This is a genomic window from Marinobacter sp. MBR-105 (assembly GCF_053628895.1).
Window position 1 is genome coordinate 58,393 of record NZ_JBRJHG010000013.1, and the last position, 18,972, is coordinate 77,364.

At 59.7% G+C, this 18,972-nt stretch carries 22 protein-coding genes; 8 read left to right on the forward strand and 14 right to left on the reverse strand.

The genetic code is table 11. The features are described 5' to 3' along the window. Nucleotides 1-11 precede the first annotated feature (11 nt). Nucleotides 12-1,289 carry an ABC transporter permease gene (locus tag ACSSVV_RS15070; protein WP_022993088.1) on the reverse strand — a complete coding sequence of 426 codons (1,278 nt, stop codon included), beginning with the start codon at nt 1,287-1,289 and terminating at the stop codon, nt 12-14. Continuing rightward, nucleotides 1,286-1,999 (reverse strand): ABC transporter ATP-binding protein, encoded by a 714-nt coding sequence (locus tag ACSSVV_RS15075; protein ID WP_022993087.1) that lies wholly within the window; start codon nt 1,997-1,999, stop codon nt 1,286-1,288. The genes ACSSVV_RS15070 and ACSSVV_RS15075 overlap by 4 nt, the downstream gene beginning before the upstream one ends. A 69-nt stretch (nt 2,000-2,068) precedes the next feature. Here ACSSVV_RS15075 and ACSSVV_RS15080 point away from each other — a divergent pair, with 69 nt between their 5' ends. After that, the gene (locus tag ACSSVV_RS15080; protein WP_036149924.1) at nt 2,069-2,584 is read left to right on the forward strand and encodes a DUF3299 domain-containing protein; all 516 of its coding nucleotides are present in this window, start codon (nt 2,069-2,071) and stop codon (nt 2,582-2,584) included. Nucleotides 2,585-2,588: 4 nt separating this feature from the next. Here the strand turns inward: ACSSVV_RS15080 and ACSSVV_RS15085 are convergent, their stop codons facing one another. Then, entirely contained in the window at nt 2,589-3,176 is a 588-nt protein-coding gene (locus tag ACSSVV_RS15085; protein WP_011786841.1) for a ZrgA family zinc uptake protein, read from the reverse strand. A 184-nt stretch (nt 3,177-3,360) separates the two neighbouring features. Here ACSSVV_RS15085 and ACSSVV_RS15090 point away from each other — a divergent pair, with 184 nt between their 5' ends. From ACSSVV_RS15090 to ACSSVV_RS15110, 5 genes are all read left to right on the forward strand, one after another. After that, nucleotides 3,361-3,957 carry a UPF0149 family protein gene (locus tag ACSSVV_RS15090; protein ID WP_011786840.1) on the forward strand — a complete coding sequence of 199 codons (597 nt, stop codon included), beginning with the start codon at nt 3,361-3,363 and terminating at the stop codon, nt 3,955-3,957. Nucleotides 3,958-3,969: 12 nt separating this feature from the next. Further along, nucleotides 3,970-5,289, forward strand: coding sequence for a Xaa-Pro aminopeptidase (gene pepP, locus ACSSVV_RS15095; RefSeq protein ID WP_022993085.1), 1,320 nt, complete (start codon nt 3,970-3,972; stop codon nt 5,287-5,289). A 4-nt stretch (nt 5,290-5,293) separates the two neighbouring features. Then, on the forward strand, nt 5,294-6,580 hold the full coding sequence (gene ubiH / locus ACSSVV_RS15100) for a 2-octaprenyl-6-methoxyphenyl hydroxylase (RefSeq protein WP_022993084.1): 1,287 nt from the start codon (nt 5,294-5,296) through the stop codon (nt 6,578-6,580). Next, nucleotides 6,570-7,796 (forward strand): UbiH/UbiF/VisC/COQ6 family ubiquinone biosynthesis hydroxylase, encoded by a 1,227-nt coding sequence (locus ACSSVV_RS15105; RefSeq protein ID WP_022993083.1) that lies wholly within the window; start codon nt 6,570-6,572, stop codon nt 7,794-7,796. Before ubiH ends, ACSSVV_RS15105 begins: the two co-directional genes overlap by 11 nt. A 92-nt stretch (nt 7,797-7,888) precedes the next feature. After that, nucleotides 7,889-8,803 carry a DUF808 domain-containing protein gene (locus ACSSVV_RS15110; RefSeq protein WP_022993082.1) on the forward strand — a complete coding sequence of 305 codons (915 nt, stop codon included), beginning with the start codon at nt 7,889-7,891 and terminating at the stop codon, nt 8,801-8,803. Between the two features lie 21 nt (nt 8,804-8,824). Here ACSSVV_RS15110 and ACSSVV_RS15115 read toward each other — a convergent pair whose 3' ends face one another. The 9 genes from ACSSVV_RS15115 to ubiE form a co-directional block, all read right to left on the reverse strand. Further along, nucleotides 8,825-9,544, reverse strand: a complete 720-nt coding sequence (locus tag ACSSVV_RS15115) for a 16S rRNA (uracil(1498)-N(3))-methyltransferase (protein ID WP_121207713.1) — start codon at nt 9,542-9,544, stop codon at nt 8,825-8,827. Continuing rightward, nucleotides 9,544-10,326 (reverse strand): twin-arginine translocase subunit TatC, encoded by a 783-nt coding sequence (tatC, locus tag ACSSVV_RS15120; protein WP_206853479.1) that lies wholly within the window; start codon nt 10,324-10,326, stop codon nt 9,544-9,546. Before tatC ends, ACSSVV_RS15115 begins: the two co-directional genes overlap by 1 nt. Next, nucleotides 10,323-10,778 (reverse strand): Sec-independent protein translocase protein TatB, encoded by a 456-nt coding sequence (gene tatB, locus ACSSVV_RS15125; RefSeq protein WP_454106479.1) that lies wholly within the window; start codon nt 10,776-10,778, stop codon nt 10,323-10,325. Before tatB ends, tatC begins: the two co-directional genes overlap by 4 nt. An 11-nt stretch (nt 10,779-10,789) precedes the next feature. After that, nucleotides 10,790-11,017 carry a Sec-independent protein translocase subunit TatA gene (gene tatA, locus ACSSVV_RS15130; RefSeq protein WP_014422690.1) on the reverse strand — a complete coding sequence of 76 codons (228 nt, stop codon included), beginning with the start codon at nt 11,015-11,017 and terminating at the stop codon, nt 10,790-10,792. 86 nt (nt 11,018-11,103) lie between these two features. After that, entirely contained in the window at nt 11,104-11,433 is a 330-nt protein-coding gene (locus ACSSVV_RS15135; RefSeq protein ID WP_199454073.1) for a phosphoribosyl-ATP diphosphatase, read from the reverse strand. 12 nt (nt 11,434-11,445) lie between these two features. Then, nucleotides 11,446-11,862 (reverse strand): phosphoribosyl-AMP cyclohydrolase, encoded by a 417-nt coding sequence (gene hisI / locus ACSSVV_RS15140; RefSeq protein ID WP_113879211.1) that lies wholly within the window; start codon nt 11,860-11,862, stop codon nt 11,446-11,448. 27 nt (nt 11,863-11,889) lie between these two features. Continuing rightward, nucleotides 11,890-13,533 (reverse strand): ubiquinone biosynthesis regulatory protein kinase UbiB, encoded by a 1,644-nt coding sequence (gene ubiB, locus ACSSVV_RS15145; protein ID WP_454106480.1) that lies wholly within the window; start codon nt 13,531-13,533, stop codon nt 11,890-11,892. Continuing rightward, nucleotides 13,530-14,171, reverse strand: coding sequence for a ubiquinone biosynthesis accessory factor UbiJ (locus ACSSVV_RS15150; RefSeq protein WP_206853475.1), 642 nt, complete (start codon nt 14,169-14,171; stop codon nt 13,530-13,532). Before ACSSVV_RS15150 ends, ubiB begins: the two co-directional genes overlap by 4 nt. Further along, on the reverse strand, nt 14,171-14,953 hold the full coding sequence (ubiE, locus tag ACSSVV_RS15155; protein ID WP_454106481.1) for a bifunctional demethylmenaquinone methyltransferase/2-methoxy-6-polyprenyl-1,4-benzoquinol methylase UbiE: 783 nt from the start codon (nt 14,951-14,953) through the stop codon (nt 14,171-14,173). Before ubiE ends, ACSSVV_RS15150 begins: the two co-directional genes overlap by 1 nt. A 116-nt stretch (nt 14,954-15,069) precedes the next feature. Here ubiE and ACSSVV_RS15160 point away from each other — a divergent pair, with 116 nt between their 5' ends. Continuing rightward, complete coding sequence (locus ACSSVV_RS15160; protein WP_011786826.1) at nt 15,070-15,348, forward strand: polyhydroxyalkanoic acid system family protein; 279 nt, start codon at nt 15,070-15,072, stop codon at nt 15,346-15,348. Between the two features lie 6 nt (nt 15,349-15,354). Here ACSSVV_RS15160 and ACSSVV_RS15165 read toward each other — a convergent pair whose 3' ends face one another. Together ACSSVV_RS15165 and ACSSVV_RS15170 are read right to left on the reverse strand one after the other, a co-directional pair. Further along, nucleotides 15,355-16,104: an FFLEELY motif protein gene (locus tag ACSSVV_RS15165; RefSeq protein ID WP_114433852.1), complete on the reverse strand. Its 750-nt coding sequence runs from the start codon at nt 16,102-16,104 to the stop codon at nt 15,355-15,357. An 81-nt stretch (nt 16,105-16,185) separates the two neighbouring features. Then, complete coding sequence (locus ACSSVV_RS15170) at nt 16,186-17,109, reverse strand: hypothetical protein (RefSeq protein WP_011786824.1); 924 nt, start codon at nt 17,107-17,109, stop codon at nt 16,186-16,188. Nucleotides 17,110-17,456: 347 nt separating this feature from the next. Here ACSSVV_RS15170 and ACSSVV_RS15175 point away from each other — a divergent pair, with 347 nt between their 5' ends. Further along, nucleotides 17,457-18,815 carry a WS/DGAT domain-containing protein gene (locus ACSSVV_RS15175; protein WP_454106482.1) on the forward strand — a complete coding sequence of 453 codons (1,359 nt, stop codon included), beginning with the start codon at nt 17,457-17,459 and terminating at the stop codon, nt 18,813-18,815. Nucleotides 18,816-18,972: the final 157 nt, after the last annotated feature.

The following is an 18,972-nucleotide window of genomic DNA, read 5'->3' on the forward strand; positions in this document are numbered from 1 at the left end:
TTTGCGTCAGTTCAGCTGGAATCCTGTGCCCCGAACCCCTGTTGTCGGCCTGCTCGCCAGGTGTTCAGTGCGGGCAGGGCGGACACTGCCAACGCAGAGAGCGGCACTGCCATCAGTAACAGCCACTCCTCCCGGGCCAGCGGCCGAAGCCGGATTTGCAGTCCGTAGTGTTCCAGTAGCCAGGGGCTGAGGCCGGCGATGGCGGCAGCGCCGAGCAGCAGGGCGAACAGGCAACTGGCCAGGGCAAGCCCGACGCACTCCAAGCTGTACAGGCCGGCAATCAGCCCCGGTGAAGCTCCGGTCGCTCGCAAAACGGCAATCTCCCGTTGCCGCTGGGCTTGCAGGGTGAGCAAAACCGCAATCAGTCCCACCAGGCTGGTGATCACGACAAAGCCGCTGATGCCCAGCAGGGCTTTTTCAAATTGCCCCATCATCCGCCAGAGCTCGCTCAGGGCCACACCCGGCAGGATGGCCGACAGAGGTTCCTCGCGGGCCTGGTTCAGCTCCCGTTGAACCTGGAAGGTGAGGATCGGGCGGTCCAGGCCAATGAACACGGCGGTGATGGTGTCCGGTGTGTAGTCCCGGTTGCGTGCCTGGTCGGCCGACAGGGTCCGGCCCGGGATGGCCACGCCGGATTCCCAGCCCACATGCATGGCTTCCATGGCTTCAAGGCTGATGTAAACCGCCTGGTCGACGGGCGTGCCGGTTGGCGCGAGAATGCCGGATACCCTGAATGGCAGGTCCTTGTGATTCGAGAAGCTGGTGCGGCCACCGCCATGGGAAAGGACCAGGTCGTCGTTCAGTTTATGGTCAAGCTGCCGTGCCACGCCGGCGCCGATCACCACGTCAAACAGGTCAGAAAACCAGTCTCCGCTCGCCAGTGTCAGCGGTTGGTCGTTGCCATAGCGGAAGCGGGCCAGGAACTGCTCGTTGGTGCTGACAACCCGAAAGCCGCGGTAGCTGTCGCCCAGGGAAATAGGTATAAGCCAGTCGATGCGGCTGTCCTCAGTCATGGACTGATAGGTGGACCAGCGAATGTTGTTGGTGGCATCACCGATGTGGAACACCGTGTAAAGCAGCAGATTCAGTTGGCCACTGCGGGCCCCTACGATAAGGTCGGTGCCGCTGATGGTGCTGGTGAATGACTGTCGGATTTCTGTGCGCAGGTACTGGATGCCAAGCAGCAGGGTTACGCTCAGGGTCAGGGTCAGGCAAACGAGGGCCAGTACACGGCGCCGGTACCACAGGCTGGCGGCGGACAGGAAGATGGTGAGCTTGAGCTTGTTCATGGCGCCACCTCCAGGGCCATGCGATGATGAAAGTGCCCGGCCAGTGACTGATCATGGCTGACAAATACAACCGAGCTGTTACTGCGCTCGGCCAGCGTTAGCAGTAGTTCAAGAAAGCGGTCCCGGTTGTCGCTATCCAGCGCGGACGTGGGCTCATCTGCAAGAATGATCTCCGGAGCACCGATCAGCGCGCGGGCGGCAGCCACCCTCTGCTGCTGGCCGATCGATAGCCGGGTCACTCCCTGGTGCCAGTGGCTTTGCGGAATGCCCAGTTGTGTCAGCAGGTGTTGGGCAGCTTCGGTGGCGGAGGGTAACGCGCGCGAATGGCGCAGATTTGATAGCCGGCAAGGCAAAAGTGCATTGGCCATAGCGCTCAGATAGGGCACCAGGTTGAACTGCTGGAAGATGACGCCCATATGATCGGCGCGCAGTCGATCCCGGGTGCCGGCCTTCATGGTGGTCAGTTCCTGATTCAGCAGCTGAAGGCTGCCACGGCTGGGCGTGTGCATGCCTGCGAGCAGTCCCAACAGCGTACTTTTACCAGTACCACTGGGGCCGTGCAGGAACAGGTGTTCACCGCGTGTCAGCTGAATATCGGGGAAGGCCAGTTCCCGAGCCTGGTTTTGCCATCGGAAGTGCAGATTCCGGGTTCGGATGGCCAGAGTGTCCGGGCGGGAACTGTCCGGCGGTTGTCGTGTCTCGCTGTTCATATCCGTATCGTGCTCGCCGTTGTATGATGGCGCCGGTTGCTGATCTGGTTTTTTGGAGAATCCGTGTTGATGTTCACTGATGTTCTGTTCCGCAAGTCGCTTGCCTGCCTTGGACTGGGCTTGTTGTTATTGGTTTCCCTGGCGGTCCGTGCCGAGCCCCGGGAGATCGACTGGCTTGAGTTAATGCCTGCGGAAGATCTGGCGCTGCTCGAGACTATGCCGGAAATCGAACATGAGGGCGATGGCCCGCCCCTGTTGCCGGACGAAATCATGACCGGGCGGGTGGTTCCGGAAATGGGCAACGTCGAGGGCCGGATTCCGGGCTTCGTGGTACCGCTGAAAACCACGGAGGATATGCGCATTCTCGAGTTCTTCCTGGTGCCCTACTACGGCGCCTGCATCCATGTGCCACCACCACCCCCAAACCAGATCATCCACGTAAAATACCATGAAGGGTTTACCCTGGAGGCTCTATACGACCCTGTCTGGATCGAGGGGGAACTGGTGATTGAGCGAACCGAGAATGATCTCGGCACCTCCTCCTATTCCATAGTGGCGCAGTCGGTAGAACCTTACACCGAGTAACGGGTCAGCGGCCAACCCGGAATTGCTGGTCGCCGGCTTCCAGTCTTGTGGCGCCCTGGCCTTCAGGGCCGATCCACTGAACATCCAGGTGTTCCAGTGCCGGAAAGTGCTTCACCAGCGGTGTGGTCAGTGTCTGGTGTTCGGCAAGTCCGTCGCAGGTCAGTGATTGGGTAATCTCGATATCGCTGTGGTTGTTTGCTTGCCCGTGATCGTGATCGTGATCGTGGTCATGGTGTTCGTGCGCATGGTCACTGTGATGACGGGTCGCCTCGGGCCACGAGCTGTGAAAGCTGGCATCTTCCACGTTGCAGTTGCCATCCTCAGTGTTAATCAGAGGGGTCGACATCAGCCACTGCTCCAGATCCGCCAGTTGCTGATGCTGTTGCTCTGTGCGTGGCTCGTGCTCGAAGCCAAGCAGATTGTATGCGGGTGAGCGAACAAAGACATCGGCGGTGTTGGCGTCTATGGCTACCTGGAGTTCCGCGTGGCCATGTTGATGGGCGCTGGGGTTGTTGGCCGCGCCCGCGGTCAGCGGAGCCAGTACGGCGCTTGCCAGTGCCACGGTCATGAGAGGCATAACGTTTCTGCGCATCGGGTCATCCTGTCCATATTTGATATGTTATAACATTTTTGTCTGGTGTGAAGATAAAAGCAACCCCGTGTGCCCGGGTATTCGTGCCAGGATTTCCCCAGAATGCTAGGATACGGTATTCGTCGGGGCACCGCCCCAGCGCGTATCTGAACGTACACCACCGATTTAAGGAAACGGCAGCTTCATGTCCGAAACCGATACCTCCGCCGCCCGTGCGGCTGAATTTGAACGCTGGGCCAACGTGTTTACCGCACACAAGGCGTTCAGCCACCCCTCTGAGCTGCACGGTGTGCTCTGTGGCCGGCTGGCGGCAGGCTCCCGTATTGACGAGCCCGAGTGGCTGGCCATGGTTTGCGAACACATGGGGCTGGCTGATGAAGCGGCTGAAGAGTCGGATGACCTCGCCCCCTTTATGAACAGCGCCTACGGCAAAACGCTCAAGCAATTGCAGTCCACCGACATGAGTTTTCAGCCGTTATTGCCAGATGACGACTATGCCATCGAACAACGACTGGAAGCCCTGGTGGCCTGGGTTCGAGGATTTCTGGAAGGCATGGCGCTGGCGGCGGGCGCTTCCCTTGGCCAGGCTCCGGATGAGATCCGGGAGCTGATCGAGGATATGGTGGCCATCAGCCAGCTGTCGGAGGACGAAGAATCCGACGACGAAAGTGAACAGCAACTGCTTGAAATTACCGAGTACGTGCGCCTTGGCGCGCTGGCGGTGTTCACCGAGTTCAACGAGCCGGAGAAGCCGGCAGGCGATTCGCCCACCCTGCACTGATCAGGAGCTATCATGGCTGTGACCATTCCCGTGAAAGAGTTTGCCGAGCGCCGTCGCAAGTTGATGGACCGGATGGCCCCGGACAGCATCGCCATTCTGCCAGCGGCGCCGGAGCGGGTGCGTAACCGCGATGTGTTGCACCCGTTTCGTCAGGACAGCGATTTTCAGTATCTGACCGGCTTCGGCGAGCCCGAAGCGGTGTTGGCCCTGATTCCAGGCCGCGAGCACGGTGAGGCGGTGCTGTTCTGCAAGGAGCGGAACCCGGAGAAAGAGCTCTGGGATGGCTTTCTGGTGGGCCCTGAGGGCGCCATCGAACTTTACGGCTTCGACGATGCTTTCCCCATTGCAGATATCGACGATATTCTGCCCGGCATGATTGAAGGCCGCAGCCGGGTCTACTATCCGCTGGGCAAGGATCCGGCATTCGATAACCGGGTGATGGACTGGCTCAAGGTGATTCGCAGCAAGGTTCGTTCCGGAGCGCACCCCCCTGGGGAACTGGTGGCGCTGGAGCACCTGCTGCATGATATGCGGCTGTACAAGAGTGCTGCCGAAATCAAGGTGATGGCAAAGGCCGGCCAGATCAGTGCCGAGGCCCACTGCCGGGCCATGAAGCGGGCTCGTCAGGGCGGGTATGAGTACAATCTTGAAGCTGAACTGATTCATACCTTTATGGAGCATGGTGCGCGCTCTACCGCTTATCCCTCCATCGTAGGTGGTGGTGCCAACGGCTGCATCCTGCACTACATCGAAAATGCGGCACCGCTGAAAGACGGCGACCTGGTACTGATAGACGCGGGTTGTGAGCTGGAATGCTACGCCTCGGACATCACCCGCACCTTCCCGGTCAGTGGCAAGTTCAGCCCGGAACAGAAGGCGCTTTACGAAGTGGTGTTGGCGGCCCAGTACGCGGCGATCGATGCGGTGAAGCCGGACAATCACTGGAACCAGCCCCATGAAGCGGCTCTGAGGGTGCTGACCCAGGGCCTGATCGATCTGGGCCTGCTCGCAGGCACGCTGGACGATGCTCTGGCCAACGAATCCTACAAACCTTTCTTTATGCACCGCACAGGCCACTGGCTGGGGCTGGATGTCCATGACGTTGGCGATTACAAAGTCGGCGATGCCTGGCGGGTACTGGAACCGGGGATGGCGTTGACCGTTGAGCCAGGGCTGTATATTGCGCCCGACAATACCGACGTAGAGCCGCGCTGGCGGGGTATTGGCATCCGTATTGAAGACGATGTGGTGGTCACCAAAGAGGGTTGCCGAAACCTGACCGAAGGCGTGCCGAAGACCATTGCCGATATTGAAGCTCTGATGGCGGACTGATTCAGTGAATACCGAGCGCGTGGATACTGACCTGATCATTGCCGGTGGCGGCCTGGCCGGGGCAACTCTGGCCCTGGCCCTGGCGCGGCTGGTGCCGGAACTGAAGGTAACGGTAGTTGAGGCGTTTCCGCTGTCACCAGAGGCGTTGCCGGAGGATTACCAGCCCAGCTATGACAGCCGGTCGACGGCACTGGCCTGGGGCTCCCGCCTGATCTTTGATCAGTTGGGGCTGTGGCGGCAGTTGTCTGAGCACGCCACCCCGATCCGCCACATTCATGTCTCTGACCGGGGTCGTTTTGGCGCTACCCGTCTGCATGCCAACGAACACGGTCAGGATGCCCTGGGTTATGTGGCAGACAACCGCTGGATGGGCCTGTGTCTGATGCGGGCTTTGCTGGACACCAGGGTAAGTTGGCAGGCGCCGGCTCAGGTGGAAGGCATGAAGCCCGTGGCTGGCGGTGTCCGGGTGGCCATCCGAAAGGATGGTGCACAGAAGGAACTGACCGCGCGTTGTCTGGTGATCGCCGATGGCGGGCGTTCCGGGCTGCGGGAGAAGCTGGGCTTTGTAACCCGCACCGAAGCCTATGGTCAGAACGCGCTGATAGCCAATGTCTCCACCAGCGACAGCCATCAGTTTACGGCTTATGAACGTTTTACTGAGGCCGGTCCCATGGCTTTGCTGCCCCATGGTTCCCCGAAGCGGCCGGGGCATCAATCGGCCCTGGTCTGGACCCTGGAAAACGAGGCTCTGGACGAGATCCTGTCACTGTCGGATGAACAGAAATGCCAGAAACTGCAGGAACGGTTCGGTTGGCGCCTTGGGCGTTTTACCCACATTGGCCAGTGCCATCATTATCCCCTGAACCTGACTACGGTAGATGAACCCGCCCGCCCGGGGGTTGTGCTGGTTGGTAATGCCGCTCATGCCCTGCACCCGGTGGCTGGCCAGGGCTTTAACCTGGCACTCAGAGGATTGATGACCCTGGTGGAACAGTTTCGTCGGGCGGTTGATGAAGGGATTTCTATTGGTGAACTTTCGGTACTGGGGCGTTACCAACAACTGCATCGGCAGGACTGGCAGCAGACGGTGCAGTTCTCCGATTCCCTGATCCGGATATTTGGGCAGCCGCTGGCGCCCGTTGCCGCCGCCCGGGATGCAGGGCTGGTGGGGCTGGATCTGTTGCCGGGGGCCAAACGCTGGTTCGCTCGCAAAGCCATGGGCACCGGTGGGCGCAAGCCGCTGGTAGGTTCCGGAGTGTCATCTTTCGAGGCGGAAAAACATGACAGGTGAGTCGGTGGGTGCGGCGTGTTTTGACATTCTGGTGGTTGGTGGCGGAATGGTCGGCTCGGCCCTGGCTCTGGGGTTGTCGCGGCAAGGCTGGAATACCGGGCTGGTGGAAGGAGCCCGGGTTCAGGATCTGTTGGCCCCGGGAGCGACCGCCAGCCATACCGATGACTTCGAGCCCCGGGTCAGCGCCATCTCCCTGGCCAGTGAGCAGCTGCTGGAGCGTCTAGGGGCCTGGCGCCATGTCCAGGCCGGCAGGCATTGCGGCTATCGTGGCATGACGGTCTGGGATGCCGACGGCACCGGTCGAATTCACTTCGATGCGGCTGAACTTCATGCTGATACCCTGGGTACCATTGTTGAGAACCGGTCGATTGTCCGCGCTTTGTTTACCGAGCTGGCGGACAGTAACGTTACGGTGATTGATGGTGTGCGTGTGCAGGGCTGGAGTGCCGGAGCCGGAATCCAGTTGGACGATGGCCGAATGCAGTCCGCCAAACTGGTGGTCGGGGCCGATGGTGCCCAGTCGCGGCTGCGCCAGTGGTCGGGACTGGCTACCCGGGAATGGGATTACGATCAGCAAGCGATTGTGTGCACCGTCCGTACCCGGCAGCCGCACCAGTACACTGCGTGGCAGCGTTTTTCGCCCACCGGGCCGCTGGCGTTTTTGCCGTTGTTGACGGAGTCTGGAGACGAGCACTATTGCTCTATCGTCTGGTCACAGGATACGGCCGAAGCCCGCCGCCTGATGGCGTTGGAGACCGAGCAATTCCGGTTGGAGCTGGAGCGGGCGATTGAGCAGCAGCTCGGGGTTATCGAATCCGTTTCGCGCCGCTTTGCGTTTCCGCTGCGTCAGCGTCATGCCAAGGAGTATGTTGCCGACGGCCTGGCACTGGTGGGCGATGCTGCCCACACCATTCACCCGCTTGCCGGCCAGGGTGCAAACCTCGGCTATGGCGATGTGTCGGCCCTCCTGGCCGAGCTGGGACGGGCCAAAGAACTGGCACTTTCGCCGGCAGACCAGACCGTATTGGCTCGTTATCAGCGCCGCCGTAAAGGCGAGAACCTGGCGATGATGGCGGCCATGGAGGGCTTCAAGCAGTTGTTTGCCCGGGATGAGCTGGCCATCCGGTGGTTGCGCAATACCGGTATGCGCTGGCTGGACAACCTGGCGCCGCTGAAGAACCGCATTGCCGCCGAGGCTATGGGTATAAAACGCTAACGGTTGTCCATTCTGAGTCGCCGGAACTGTTTTCCGGCGGCCTGTTTTCGTAAACTCCTCGCCTTCGTGTTCAATTTGCAAAGGAACTGTCTATGGCCGGCTCCAGCCTGCTCGTATTACTTGATGACATTGCTGCCGTACTGGATGACGTGGCGGTGATGACCAAAGCTGCTACCAAGAAAACCGCCGGTGTGCTGGGCGATGACCTGGCGTTGAATGCGCAGCAGGTCACCGGTGTTCGACCTGCCCGGGAAATCCCGGTGGTGTGGGCGGTCGCCAAGGGTTCGCTTATTAACAAGGCCATTCTGGTGCCGGCGGCACTGGCCATCAGCTTTTTTGTACCCTGGCTCATTACCCCGCTGTTGATGCTCGGTGGTGCCTTCCTGTGCTTTGAGGGGGCCGAGAAGCTGGTTCACAAGTTCCTGCACAAAGAGCAGGAAGAAAAGCACCGGCAAGAGCTGCGGGACGCTCTGAAAAAGCCGGAGGTGGACCTTAAAGCGGTTGAGAAAGACAAGATCAAGGGCGCTGTCAGGACCGACTTTATTCTCTCCGCCGAAATCATCGCCATCACGTTAGGAACCGTGGCCGACAAGAGCTTCGGAATGCAGTTTGCGGTGCTGACCGTCGTGGCGTTGATGGTGACCGTCGGTGTGTATGGGCTGGTGGCGGGTATTGTGAAGCTGGACGACGCCGGCCTTTACCTGAGCCAGAAAGCCGGTGCCTTCGCCCAGAAGCTGGGGCAGGGCATTCTGTGGCTGGCGCCCTGGATGATGAAAGCCCTGTCGGTACTGGGCACCATTGCAATGTTCCTGGTGGGCGGAGGTATTCTGACCCATGGTATACCGGCGGTGTACGGGGCCATTCACCATGTGGCCGGAATGATTTCTTCAGTGCCGGAAGTGCTGGTCACCACGGTCGGGGATGGCCTGTTTGGCCTGCTGGCCGGTGCTATTCTGGTTCTTGTTATTACGCCCGTTGCGAAGCTTTGGGAGCGCCGGGTGGCGTAATCCGTGGCGGGGCCGGCCCGTTCACAGGCAGGCGTCAAACAGCCGGCTGATCAGCACTGGCACAGCGGTTTCAACCCGAAGAATTCTCGGGCCCAGATGCACGCTCCGGCAGCCGGCCTCCTCCAGCTTTCCGACTTCGTAATCGGTAAAGCCCCCTTCCGGACCAATGCACAGGGCAGCCGGCTCATTGAGGTGGGTGGGGCAGGGGGCCGCCATGCCCGGATGCGCCACCAGTGCCTGTTTGCCACCTAGCAGTGTCGGTAGTTCATCCTCCACAAAGGGTTTGAACAGCTTGCGGATATGGACCTGAGGCATCAACGTGTCTTTGGCCTGTTCAAGGCCGAGGGCCAGGTTCTCTCTCAGATGATCCTCGGTGAGCCAGGGCGTTTGCCAGAAACTCTTTTCCACCTTGTAGCTGTTAATCAGCCAGAGATCCTTCACACCCAGAGAAGCGCAGGTCTGCAGTACCCGTCGGAACATCTTGGGCCGGGGCATAGCCAGTATCAGCGTGAGCGGTAAGGGGGCAGGGGGTTGCTGATTCAGGGTTACCAGCAATTCGGCCTCGGTCTCTGTCATTGACAGCACTTCACCATGGCCCATCAGGCCGTTTACCCGGCCAGCCGGTATGCGATGGCCGGTGCCGGCTTTGAGCACCGTTTTCAGGTGCTCCAGCCGACGGCCGCGGAGACGCACCCGGTCCGGGGCGACGAAGTCTTCCTCAAACAGCAGGGCCAGATTCATCAGGCTTCGGGCTCTTCTCCGTCGGCCTCTTCCCGTTCCCGGTAGGCGAGGCGACCAAATATGATGCCGAACTCGAACAGAATCCACATGGGCACGGCCAGGAGCGTCTGGGAGATGATGTCTGGTGGGGTCAGCAGCATGCCGATGATGAAACAGGCCACGACCACATAGGGGCGCTTGGCGGCCAGGTCTTGCGGAGTAGTGGCGCCGGTCAGAATCAGTAGTACCGTCGCAATGGGGATTTCAAACGCAATGCCGAAGGCAAAGAACATCTTGAGCACGAAGTTCAGATAACTGCTGATATCAGGCAGTTCGACAATGCCCTCCGGACCGATGGCGGTAAAGAAACCAAACACTAGCGGAAAGACCACGAAATAGGCGAAAGCCGCGCCAGCGTAGAACAACAGCACGGAAGTAAACAACAGCGGGAAGGCCAGGCGCTTTTCATGGGCATAGAGCCCGGGCGCCACAAAACTCCAGAGCTGGTAGAGAATGATCGGAATGGCGACAAATACCGCCAGAACCAGTGCCAGCTTCAGGGGCGCAAAGAACGGCGAGGTGATGTCGGTGGCGATCATGGTCTGGCCGACCGGCAAAAGTTCGCGCAACGGCTGGGACAGCAGAAGATAGAGTTCGTTGGCAAACGGATAGATGACGGCGAAACAGATAATCACCGCCAGCACCATTTTCAGTAGCCGGTTGCGGAGCTCGAGCAAATGCTCGATCAGGGGCATTTCCTGCTGTTCAGACGACGTCTGCTGGCCGTTTTGGGTGGCACTCATGAATGCTTGTCCGAAGGGCTGGTCGGTGAGGATTCACTGGGTTGATCGCTGGCCGGCGCCTCGTCCCTGACGGGTTCATGCGGAGGTTCGGGCTGTTCGCCCGCCTCCGGAGAGGGGGGCGTGACCCGCCGGGTTGCCGGCGCCGGCCTGGGCTTGCGGGTCTGATCGTCCGGCAGGATCATGTGCTCGTACTTTTTCGCCTCATCCAGGGCGCCGCGCACGGTCTTCTCCACATCGTCCAGGCCCACATCACCGGCCTTGCGCAGCTCCTCCCGGAGTTCTTCGGCCTTCAACTGCCGGTCCAGTTCACTGGTGAACTGGCTGACCATGCGCCGGGCGCCACCGATCCAGCGGCCAGCCGCCCGCGCCGCCGTCGGCAAACGCTCCGGGCCGAGCACGAGCAATGCAATCACGCCGCAGATCAGCAGCTCTAGAAAGCCGATGTCGAACATTCAGGGGGTGCTCAGCCTTGCTTTTCTTTGGGCTTGTCTTCCGCCTGGGCTTGTTGCTCGGCGTTCTGTTTTTCCAGCGGTTGCTGTTCGGCGTTCTTCTCTTCCTCGTCGTTCATGGATTTCTTGAATCCACGGATGGCGCCGCCGAGATCGCTGCCGATGTTCCGGAGTTTCTTGGTTCCGAATAACAGGATGACGATGCCAAGTACGATAAGAAGTTGCCAGATGCTGATACCCATGAGGGTTCCTCGTTCAAATGTTGCTGTTGCATGACATTGTACGCCAACCGCTACCCCTTGCGGAAATACCCCTTGGGGGTACTCCTTTACGGATTCCGGGAGGCTTTTTCTTCCAGGCCTGACAGGTCGAAGCGGCTGGCCAGTTCATCCAGAACATCCTTCGGGCCCAGGCCTAACCGTGACAGCATCACCAGGCTGTGAAACCAGAGGTCGGCCGTCTCGTACACCAAGTCCCGGGTTTCGCCGGAATGCTCTGCATCCTTGGCGGCCAGCAGCGTCTCGGTGCACTCTTCGCCCACCTTCTCCAGAATCTTGTTCAACCCCTTGGCATGCAGGCTGGCGACGTAGGATGTGTCGGGATCCGCCTCTTTGCGGGCTTCCAGTACCTGTGCCAGTCGTTCCAGTACATCACTCACGGTGTCTGCTCCTCAGTTGCTGCCGTAGATGGTGTTCGGGTCTTTGAGAACCGGATCGGTGCTCACCCACTGACCATCTTTCAGGGTTCGGTAAAAACAGCTTCGCCGGCCAGTATGGCAGGCAATGCCGCCTTTTTGTTCCACTTTCAGCAGCACCACATCGGCATCGCAATCGAGCCTGATATCCCGGAGCACCTGCTGGTGCCCGGAGCTCTCGCCCTTGCGCCAGAGTTTGCCACGGGAACGGGACCAGTACACCGCCTGTCCTTCCTCAACCGTGAGCCGGAGAGCTTCCCGGTTCATCCAGGCCATCATCAGGATATCGCCATTATTGGCATCCTGGGCAATGGCCGGCACCAGGCCGTCTTCTGTCCATTGGATCTCGTCGAGCCAGTCAGGCTGTACGACGTTAGCGGGAGAATCTTGCATTTTTATGAATCCTGAATCTTTGATGGTTCAGCGACTGCCCCGGAGCATGACGCCTGCCGCTCCGGCAAGCAAGACCCAGCTCCAGACCGGCAGATCGGCCAGCCACTGCCCGGCGTGGGGCTGGCTGCCCGCCAGGGCCGCGCCTGCCAGAACCAGGGCGATGAAGCCCCGGCGCCAACGGCGTTCGCTGCGCATTTGCTGCTCTTTAATCAGCGCCAGGGTTGCCCGGTTTTGCGCTTCGGTGGGGCCGCTGGAGCGTATCTGTAGTAGTGCGTCGTGAACCAACTGGGGCATCTCTGGCGATTGCTCGAGCCATGATGGGAGGTGGTTCTGCAGAGACTTAATCAGGCCGGACGGACCGATGCGTTTACGCATCCAGTCTTCCAGAAACGGCTGGGCGGTACTCCACAGATCCAGGTCCGGATAGAGCTGGCGGCCAAGGCCTTCGACATTGAGCAGGGTTTTCTGTAACAGCACCAGTTGGGGCTGCACTTCCATGTTGAAGCGCCGAGCGGTCTGGAACAGGCGTAACAGGAAGTGACCAAAGGAAATATCCTTCAGGGGGCGCTCGAAGATGGGTTCGCACACTGTCCGAATGGCGGCCTCAAACTCGTTGACGCGGGTTTCCGGCGGCACCCAGCCAGACTGGATGTGCAGTTGCGCTACCTGGCGGTAATCCCGGCGGAAAAAGGCCAAAAGGTTACGGGCGAGATAGCTCTGGTCGTCGGGGGCCAGAGTGCCGACGATACCGAAGTCGATGGCAATGTACTTCGGGTCGGCGGGATTGCTGATATCGACAAAGATATTGCCCGGATGCATGTCAGCATGGAAAAAACTGTCACGGAATACCTGGGTAAAGAAGATCTCCACCCCTTTTTCCGCCAGTACCTTCATGTTGACGCCCGCCTTTTCAAGGGCGGCTACATCGGCAATAGGAATGCCGTGAATGCGTTCCATCACCAGCACCGATTTGCGGGTGTAGTCCCAGTCGATAAAGGGTATGTAGATCAACGGGGAGTTCTCGAAATTCCGGCGCAACTGGCTGGCGTTGGCGGCTTCCCGTTGCAGATCCAGTTCGTCGTGGATGGTGGAGTCATAGTCTGCCACCACTTCCACGGGGTGCAGGCGCTTACCCTCAGACCAGTACTTTTCGAGCAGGCCGGCCATCAGGTACATCAGGCCCAGATCCTGGCGGATGACTTTTTCGATGCCGGGGCGCAAAACCTTGACCACCACCTTCTGGCCGTTGGGTAGGGTTGCGGCGTGCACTTGAGCCACCGACGCCGAGGCCATGGGGTCTGGACTGAACTCGGCAAACAGTTCCGAGACGGGCGCACCCAACGATTTCTCGATAATGCCTCGGGCCTGTTCACTGGGGAACGGTGGAACCCGATCCTGTAGCTGTTTCAGGGATTCGGCCATGTCATCCGGTAACAGGTCCCGGCGGGTGGAGAGAATCTGGCCGAATTTGACGAAAACCGGGCCCAGCTCTTCCAGGGCCAGGCGCAGGCGGTCACCCCGGCTCAGTTTGGGCTGCGGGAACAGGTGCCAGGGTGCCAGCAGAAAAAAGATTTTCAGCGGTGTAGGCAGTTCAGACAAGGGCAGAAACGTGTCCAGCCGGTAGCGGCAGAATACCCAGGCAATTCGGAACAGGCGTTGCAGGCGGGTCACAGGGTCTCCGTATTGTTATCACTACCGGGTGCTTGCAGTTGCTTCAGCCGAGCCTCCAGGCGTTCGGTGCGCAGGCTCAGCTCATCGATATCCTGAAATGTGGCCTCCAGCTCCCGCCGGCCGGGCAGAGTGCGGCTCTCTTCGTGGACATATTCCTCCACATTGGCGTTCATGGTGCTGAAAGCCTGGCGGCTCCATTTGACCGCCTGGCGGATGCGTTTGCCGATGAAATGGGCCGGCACATCGCCCAGGTGGTTTGCCATGGCCGCTTCCCAATCCGGTTGCAGCTGGTTCAGAGCGCGCTGCAGCTGGTGGGCCAGGGCCGTGTCGCCCTCCACCGTCAGGCGTTCGTCGGCAAATACCCGGTCATCGCCCAGTGCCAGGGCGGCAAAGGCAACCGGTCGCCCGGTGATGATTAACACCGGTTGCGGATCGGGCTGGCTGCGAACCTGTACCCGTTCGCCAACGCGATTCAGGGTCCAGTGCATGGTGACCGGGGCCGTAATGGTGAACTGAACCGGCCCGCCCAAGGCGCCCAGCAAGGCGCGCTGGCCCGCCGGGTCCAGTGTCAGTGCCCGGTTCAGGGCGCCTTCAATAATGGCGCCTGTGGCAGACAGCAGGGTCGGCCCGGGAAACATCAGGGCTTGATTCCCACGTGCAGGGCCACGATGCCGCCGGTCATGTTGTAGTACTTGCAGTTAACCAGGCCGGCAGTTTCCATCATGCCCTTCAGGGTTTCCTGATCCGGATGCATGCGGATGGACTCGGCCAGGTACTTATAGCTCTCGCTGTCCCCGGCAATCAGCTGGCCCATCAGGGGCAGGGCGGTGAAGGAGTAGGTGTCGTAGGCCTTGCTCAGCAGCGGGTTGGTGGGTTTTGAGAATTCCAGCACCATCAGCTTGCCGCCCGGTTTAAGCACCCGGGCCATATCCCGCAGGGCCTGATCCTTGTCGGTCACATTGCGCAGGCCGAAAGCAATAGACACCACCTGGAAACTGTTGTCCGGGAACGGCAGGTGTTCGGCATCGGCCTGCACGTATTCGATGTTGCCGGCGTAGCCCCGGTCGGTCAGGCGGCTGCGACCCACCTGCAGCATGGAGGCGTTGATATCGGCCAGCACCACTTTGCCGGACGGGCCCACCAGATCGGAAAACTTCATGGTCAGGTCGCCGGTACCGCCGGCAATGTCCAACACCTGATGGCCCGGGCGTACGCCGCTCAATTCAATAGTAAAGCGCTTCCACAGGCGATGAATGCCCATGGACATCAGGTCGTTCATGAGGTCGTACTTGCCGGCGACACTGTGGAAAACCTGGGCCACCTGACCGGCCTTCTGGCTTTTCGGCACGTTGCGAAAGCCGAAGTGGGTAACGTCGTCCTGGCCGTTGCCTTGGGTGCCCGGTGCTTGCTGCTCGCTCATGGAAGTTGGTCCTGTCAGAATCTAAGCCCTGTATTCTAACCTTTGAGGGGTTGGCTACAAGTTTATTGCCGGCTTACACTGTAAAACCGTTTCCAAATCACTGAGAAAACTGATTCATGTCTGTTATCGATATCCATCGCGCCCATTCCCTGGACAAGGAGCACGCCCGCGAGGCGGCCGAAACCCTGGCCAAGGATTTGTCCAAACAATTCGATGTCAATTACCAGTGGGAAGGCGATCTGCTGAAGTTCAAACGCAGCGGTGTCAAAGGGCAGCTGGATATTTCCGAGAACGACCTGCATATCCGGCTGGAGCTGGGGTTGATGCTTCGGCCCTTCAAATCCCGCATTGAGCAGGAGATTCACTCTCAGCTGGACCAGATCATCCAGGCCTGAATCCCGCTACAGGTCATCCGGCAGGGAGAAAGGGGTCGGGTGGCCCGACAGAATGTTGTCCATCACTCGTTGTTCCCGGCTGAGCAGGCGATCAATCAGCCGATCGACCCGATTCATTTTCCGAAAGGCGCTGTAGCCCCGGTGCAGAAAGCTGTGCAGATCACCCAGGTCGGCCATCTCGGCCGGACCGCGGGTCATGGACAGTAGCCAACCGAGAGTGCGGTTGCGAACGTAGCGATCCAGTTCCTGTCCGGTTTCCGCTACCAGAGCCAGTTGTCGCTCGCGAATTGCAAGCTGTTTGCTGGCACGATAAGCCTCGCAGTAACGCTCATCATCAAGACCTGTTGCCGAAAAGCCCTGCTGCGCAAGTATCTCTGCCAGCTCAAGATCGAGGCTCTGGGTAATCAGGTTGAGCTCGACCAGGCCGGCAAAGGTGGCCAGCAGGTGGTCGGGAAGCCATTTCACCATTTTCGGGAACACCCGGTCGATGTTGTCATCACGGCGGGTCATGCCGGCAGGGGCGTAGAGGTCGGTCAGCAGAAATTCCAGGCCGGTGTGGTAGCCCGGGTGACGGTATAAATCCTGGTGCGTGTTTTTCAGCCGCTCTGCCTGCCAGTCTGCCACCTGGTGGGCCTCGTCCCGCAGGGGGTGCCCGGCCTTGTGTTGGCGGAAATCGTGGTATTCCAGCAGCAGGCGTTTCAGGCGGTGGGCGTTCTCCGTGTGCACATCCGTGGCAACCAGCCGCTCACGATACATTAAAGGCTCCAATCAACCGGGCAGAAAAGCGCCAGTTTAACGAAGCCTTGGGTGTGACGCACCTGCCCGTTTGCGTTGAATTCAGCCTTGGGCCGCAGCCTCGAGGGTTTCCAGGCCTGGCACCCATTCCTTGCTGTCCAGCGTGATGAAGTGGCTGGGGGCTTCGGTTTCGACAATGCGCATGGTGGTGGGGCTGGTGCGAGCGCTGGCCAGCATGGCCTGGCGATCCAGTATTCGGTCGGTGGCCGGTATCAGGAAAGTCCCATGGCGCACATGGCGATACACCGAGGTGTCGGTACGCGCCATCCACTCCATGATGTTCTCGATGTTGCGAACAATGGTCAGGTGGTCTTTGGTGGCGTAGAACAGTTTGCTCAACAATTGGCGTTTGCGCGGATTCATCTTGCCAAAGAAGGTCTGACCATAGGCCGACTGGGGGGCGCTGTTGATCAGACGAATCAACCAGGGCCACATGCCATGGCTGACCGGCTCCAGCAATGTGGTTACCAGCGCATGCAGTTTGCCCTGGGGTAAAACCGGCGCTTCTAGTACCACTTCCACGTTTTCGTAAAGCTCCGGCCACTGCCGGATGGCCTCCAGAATAACCGCACCACCCCGGGAGTGGCCATGGATCCGGATATTCTCGGTGCTGGGCAGGTTCTGCAACGACTGATTCAGGATACAGGCATCGTATTCGATGGTGCCTTCCAGGTGCTTGATGGGCACTTCCCAGGCCGGATTCTCAGGTGTCACACCGTTCACCGGGATGTGATAGTTGCTGCAGGTGAGCAGAATCAGTTCTGTGGTGGGGCCATCGTAGGCCTGGGTGAAGTAACAGTGATTTTCTAGAAAACCATGTACGCCAATCACGGTGTGCGCTGCTGTGCCACTGTGATTTCGAACAGACACCGCACCCCGGCCCACGCGGTAAACCCGGCCGGAAAACATTTCGGAATAGGCGCTTTCGATCGGTTTGATCAGCTTGCGAACATGACTGGCTTTCATGATTCTTCTCCCTCCGGCCGCTTTTCGTTGTGTTATTGGTTTTGCTGAGCCGGTATGACATTTGTACCGTGAATGCCGAACGGGTTTAGTGGCGCCAGAGCCTTCAAAAATGGTGTGTTGGGGCCAATTGGCCGATCCGGGACACGGTTTTATAACCATGGCACTGTGCCATATAACCAGTATAGGACCGAACAGTTACTCACGTGTAATTTTTTGTAACTGCGTGCGGGGCGTCCGAGGATGGAGCCGCTATCCGGACTCTGGCACAATGCCGGATTGGTTTTCTTTCATACAGGCACGCTATTGATCGGGGATAATCGGGTTTGAGCCAGGAGCAATCGCATCTCATGCTGCCTTCGGATTCAGCCTGGCTGGCTCTGGAACGGCCCGAAAACCCGATGACCATCACCATCATGCTGAGGGTCGACGGGCTGACGCCGACCCGTTTCCGGGAGTTTCTGGAGGTATACTGGCTGGCCTGGGAGCGGTTCCGTTGTCGCCCGGTATGGCGTGCCCCCGCCTGGTATTGGGAAAAAGACCTGACCTTCTCCGCGCCCCAGCATCTTGACGTGGCGCTGGACCGGTTCGAGCCGGAACAGTTGCAGGACTGGGTCTCGGAGCGCCTGAACGAGCCCTTACCGCTGTATCGTCCACGCTGGAAATTCTGGTTGGCCCCCAACGCCAGGGGCGGTGCGGCATTGTTGCTTCGTCTGCACCATTGTTATGCCGACGGTCTGTCATTATTGGGCATATTTGATCATCTGTGTCCGCCTTCACCGCGTCAGTATCCCGCTATCTATGGTGCACCAGAGGAGCCGCGTGCCGGCCGCTGGATGAACGCAGCGCAGACCTGGCTGGAAGGCCGGATTACAGAACTGATGCCAGTGCCCGGGCCCCGGGAAGCCCCCGGAGCTACTCAGAAGCAGGGCGAGAGCGGAGTTCTGGGCAAGGGGGTTCGGCTTGTACACGAACTCAGTGAGTTTCTGGCGACACCGGAGGACTCTCCGTCTGACCTTAAGCGTCCATTGCTGGGGCGGCGCCTTTGTCGGTGGTCGACGCCGGTTCCTCTGGTCCGCTTCCGGGAGATCGCCAGGCTTACCAGCACCACCATCAATGATGTCTTGCTTGCCTGCGTGGCCGCTGCGGTCAGACCGCGCCTTGGCCTGTGCGAAGAGGCCCTCGACGAAGCGGTGATGCATGCGGCTGTGCCTGTGGATATCCGGGCGCGTTTACCGGAAGGCATTCGGCCGGGCGCGCTGGAACCGGGTAATTGTTTCGGCACGGTGTTTGTTCCCCTGCCTGTCGATGGTGAAAGTGCTCTGGAACGATTGTTCCGGATCAAGCATGAAACCCGGAAGCTGAAAAGAAGCTGGCAACCGGGCCTCGCGTGGGGGCTGACCGCCTCGGCTGCGCTTCTGCCCGAGCCCGGACGTCGTCCTCTGGCCGATCTGTTTTTCAGGAAGGCTTCGGCCGTGGTCTCGAACGTTCCCGGCACGCCAGAGCGTCGTTACCTCGCTGGTTGCGCCATCACGGAACAGATGTTCTGGGTACCCCAGGCGGGCGATATTGGCCTGGGCGTAAGCATCGTCAGCTATGCTGGCCAGGTGCAATTCGGTGTAGTCGCGGATGAAGCCCTCATGGCCGATCCCGCAGATTTCCTCCATGACTGCCTGCAGGAACTCGGACATTTCCCGAGCCAGTCTTAGTCCTAAAGTCCGATCTCTGATGCCTCCTAAATGAGCAGGGAATCTGCTCTCACGACCAATACTCCCCTTCCGGTCATTCACTGACCATGAACCTCAGGCGCCTTATCGCGCCATGGAGCCGGTGCTGATGCCGGCTCTTTCATCCCAGATTTCGAAC

What these genes read in the sequence shown, in the direction of transcription:
- ACSSVV_RS15080 (WP_036149924.1), top strand. Translation starts at nt 2,069, where the DNA reads ATGTTCACTGATGTTCTGTTCCGCAAGTCGCTTGCCTGCCTTGGACTG.
- pepP (WP_022993085.1), top strand. Translation starts at nt 3,970, where the DNA reads ATGGCTGTGACCATTCCCGTGAAAGAGTTTGCCGAGCGCCGTCGCAAG.
- hisI (WP_113879211.1), bottom strand. Translation starts at nt 11,862, where the DNA reads ATGCAAGATTCTCCCGCTAACGTCGTACAGCCTGACTGGCTCGACGAG.
- ACSSVV_RS15075 (WP_022993087.1), bottom strand. Translation starts at nt 1,999, where the DNA reads ATGAACAGCGAGACACGACAACCGCCGGACAGTTCCCGCCCGGACACT.
- tatA (WP_014422690.1), bottom strand. Translation starts at nt 11,017, where the DNA reads ATGGGTATCAGCATCTGGCAACTTCTTATCGTACTTGGCATCGTCATC.
- tatB (WP_454106479.1), bottom strand. Translation starts at nt 10,778, where the DNA reads ATGTTCGACATCGGCTTTCTAGAGCTGCTGATCTGCGGCGTGATTGCA.
- ubiE (WP_454106481.1), bottom strand. Translation starts at nt 14,953, where the DNA reads ATGAGCGAGCAGCAAGCACCGGGCACCCAAGGCAACGGCCAGGACGAC.
- tatC (WP_206853479.1), bottom strand. Translation starts at nt 10,326, where the DNA reads ATGAGTGCCACCCAAAACGGCCAGCAGACGTCGTCTGAACAGCAGGAA.
- ACSSVV_RS15115 (WP_121207713.1), bottom strand. Translation starts at nt 9,544, where the DNA reads ATGAATCTGGCCCTGCTGTTTGAGGAAGACTTCGTCGCCCCGGACCGG.
- ACSSVV_RS15175 (WP_454106482.1), top strand. Translation starts at nt 17,457, where the DNA reads ATGCTGCCTTCGGATTCAGCCTGGCTGGCTCTGGAACGGCCCGAAAAC.
- ACSSVV_RS15090 (WP_011786840.1), top strand. Translation starts at nt 3,361, where the DNA reads ATGTCCGAAACCGATACCTCCGCCGCCCGTGCGGCTGAATTTGAACGC.
- ACSSVV_RS15110 (WP_022993082.1), top strand. Translation starts at nt 7,889, where the DNA reads ATGGCCGGCTCCAGCCTGCTCGTATTACTTGATGACATTGCTGCCGTA.
- ACSSVV_RS15165 (WP_114433852.1), bottom strand. Translation starts at nt 16,104, where the DNA reads ATGTATCGTGAGCGGCTGGTTGCCACGGATGTGCACACGGAGAACGCC.
- ACSSVV_RS15085 (WP_011786841.1), bottom strand. Translation starts at nt 3,176, where the DNA reads ATGCGCAGAAACGTTATGCCTCTCATGACCGTGGCACTGGCAAGCGCC.
- ACSSVV_RS15150 (WP_206853475.1), bottom strand. Translation starts at nt 14,171, where the DNA reads ATGTTTCCCGGGCCGACCCTGCTGTCTGCCACAGGCGCCATTATTGAA.
- ACSSVV_RS15105 (WP_022993083.1), top strand. Translation starts at nt 6,570, where the DNA reads ATGACAGGTGAGTCGGTGGGTGCGGCGTGTTTTGACATTCTGGTGGTT.
- ACSSVV_RS15170 (WP_011786824.1), bottom strand. Translation starts at nt 17,109, where the DNA reads ATGAAAGCCAGTCATGTTCGCAAGCTGATCAAACCGATCGAAAGCGCC.
- ACSSVV_RS15070 (WP_022993088.1), bottom strand. Translation starts at nt 1,289, where the DNA reads ATGAACAAGCTCAAGCTCACCATCTTCCTGTCCGCCGCCAGCCTGTGG.
- ACSSVV_RS15160 (WP_011786826.1), top strand. Translation starts at nt 15,070, where the DNA reads ATGTCTGTTATCGATATCCATCGCGCCCATTCCCTGGACAAGGAGCAC.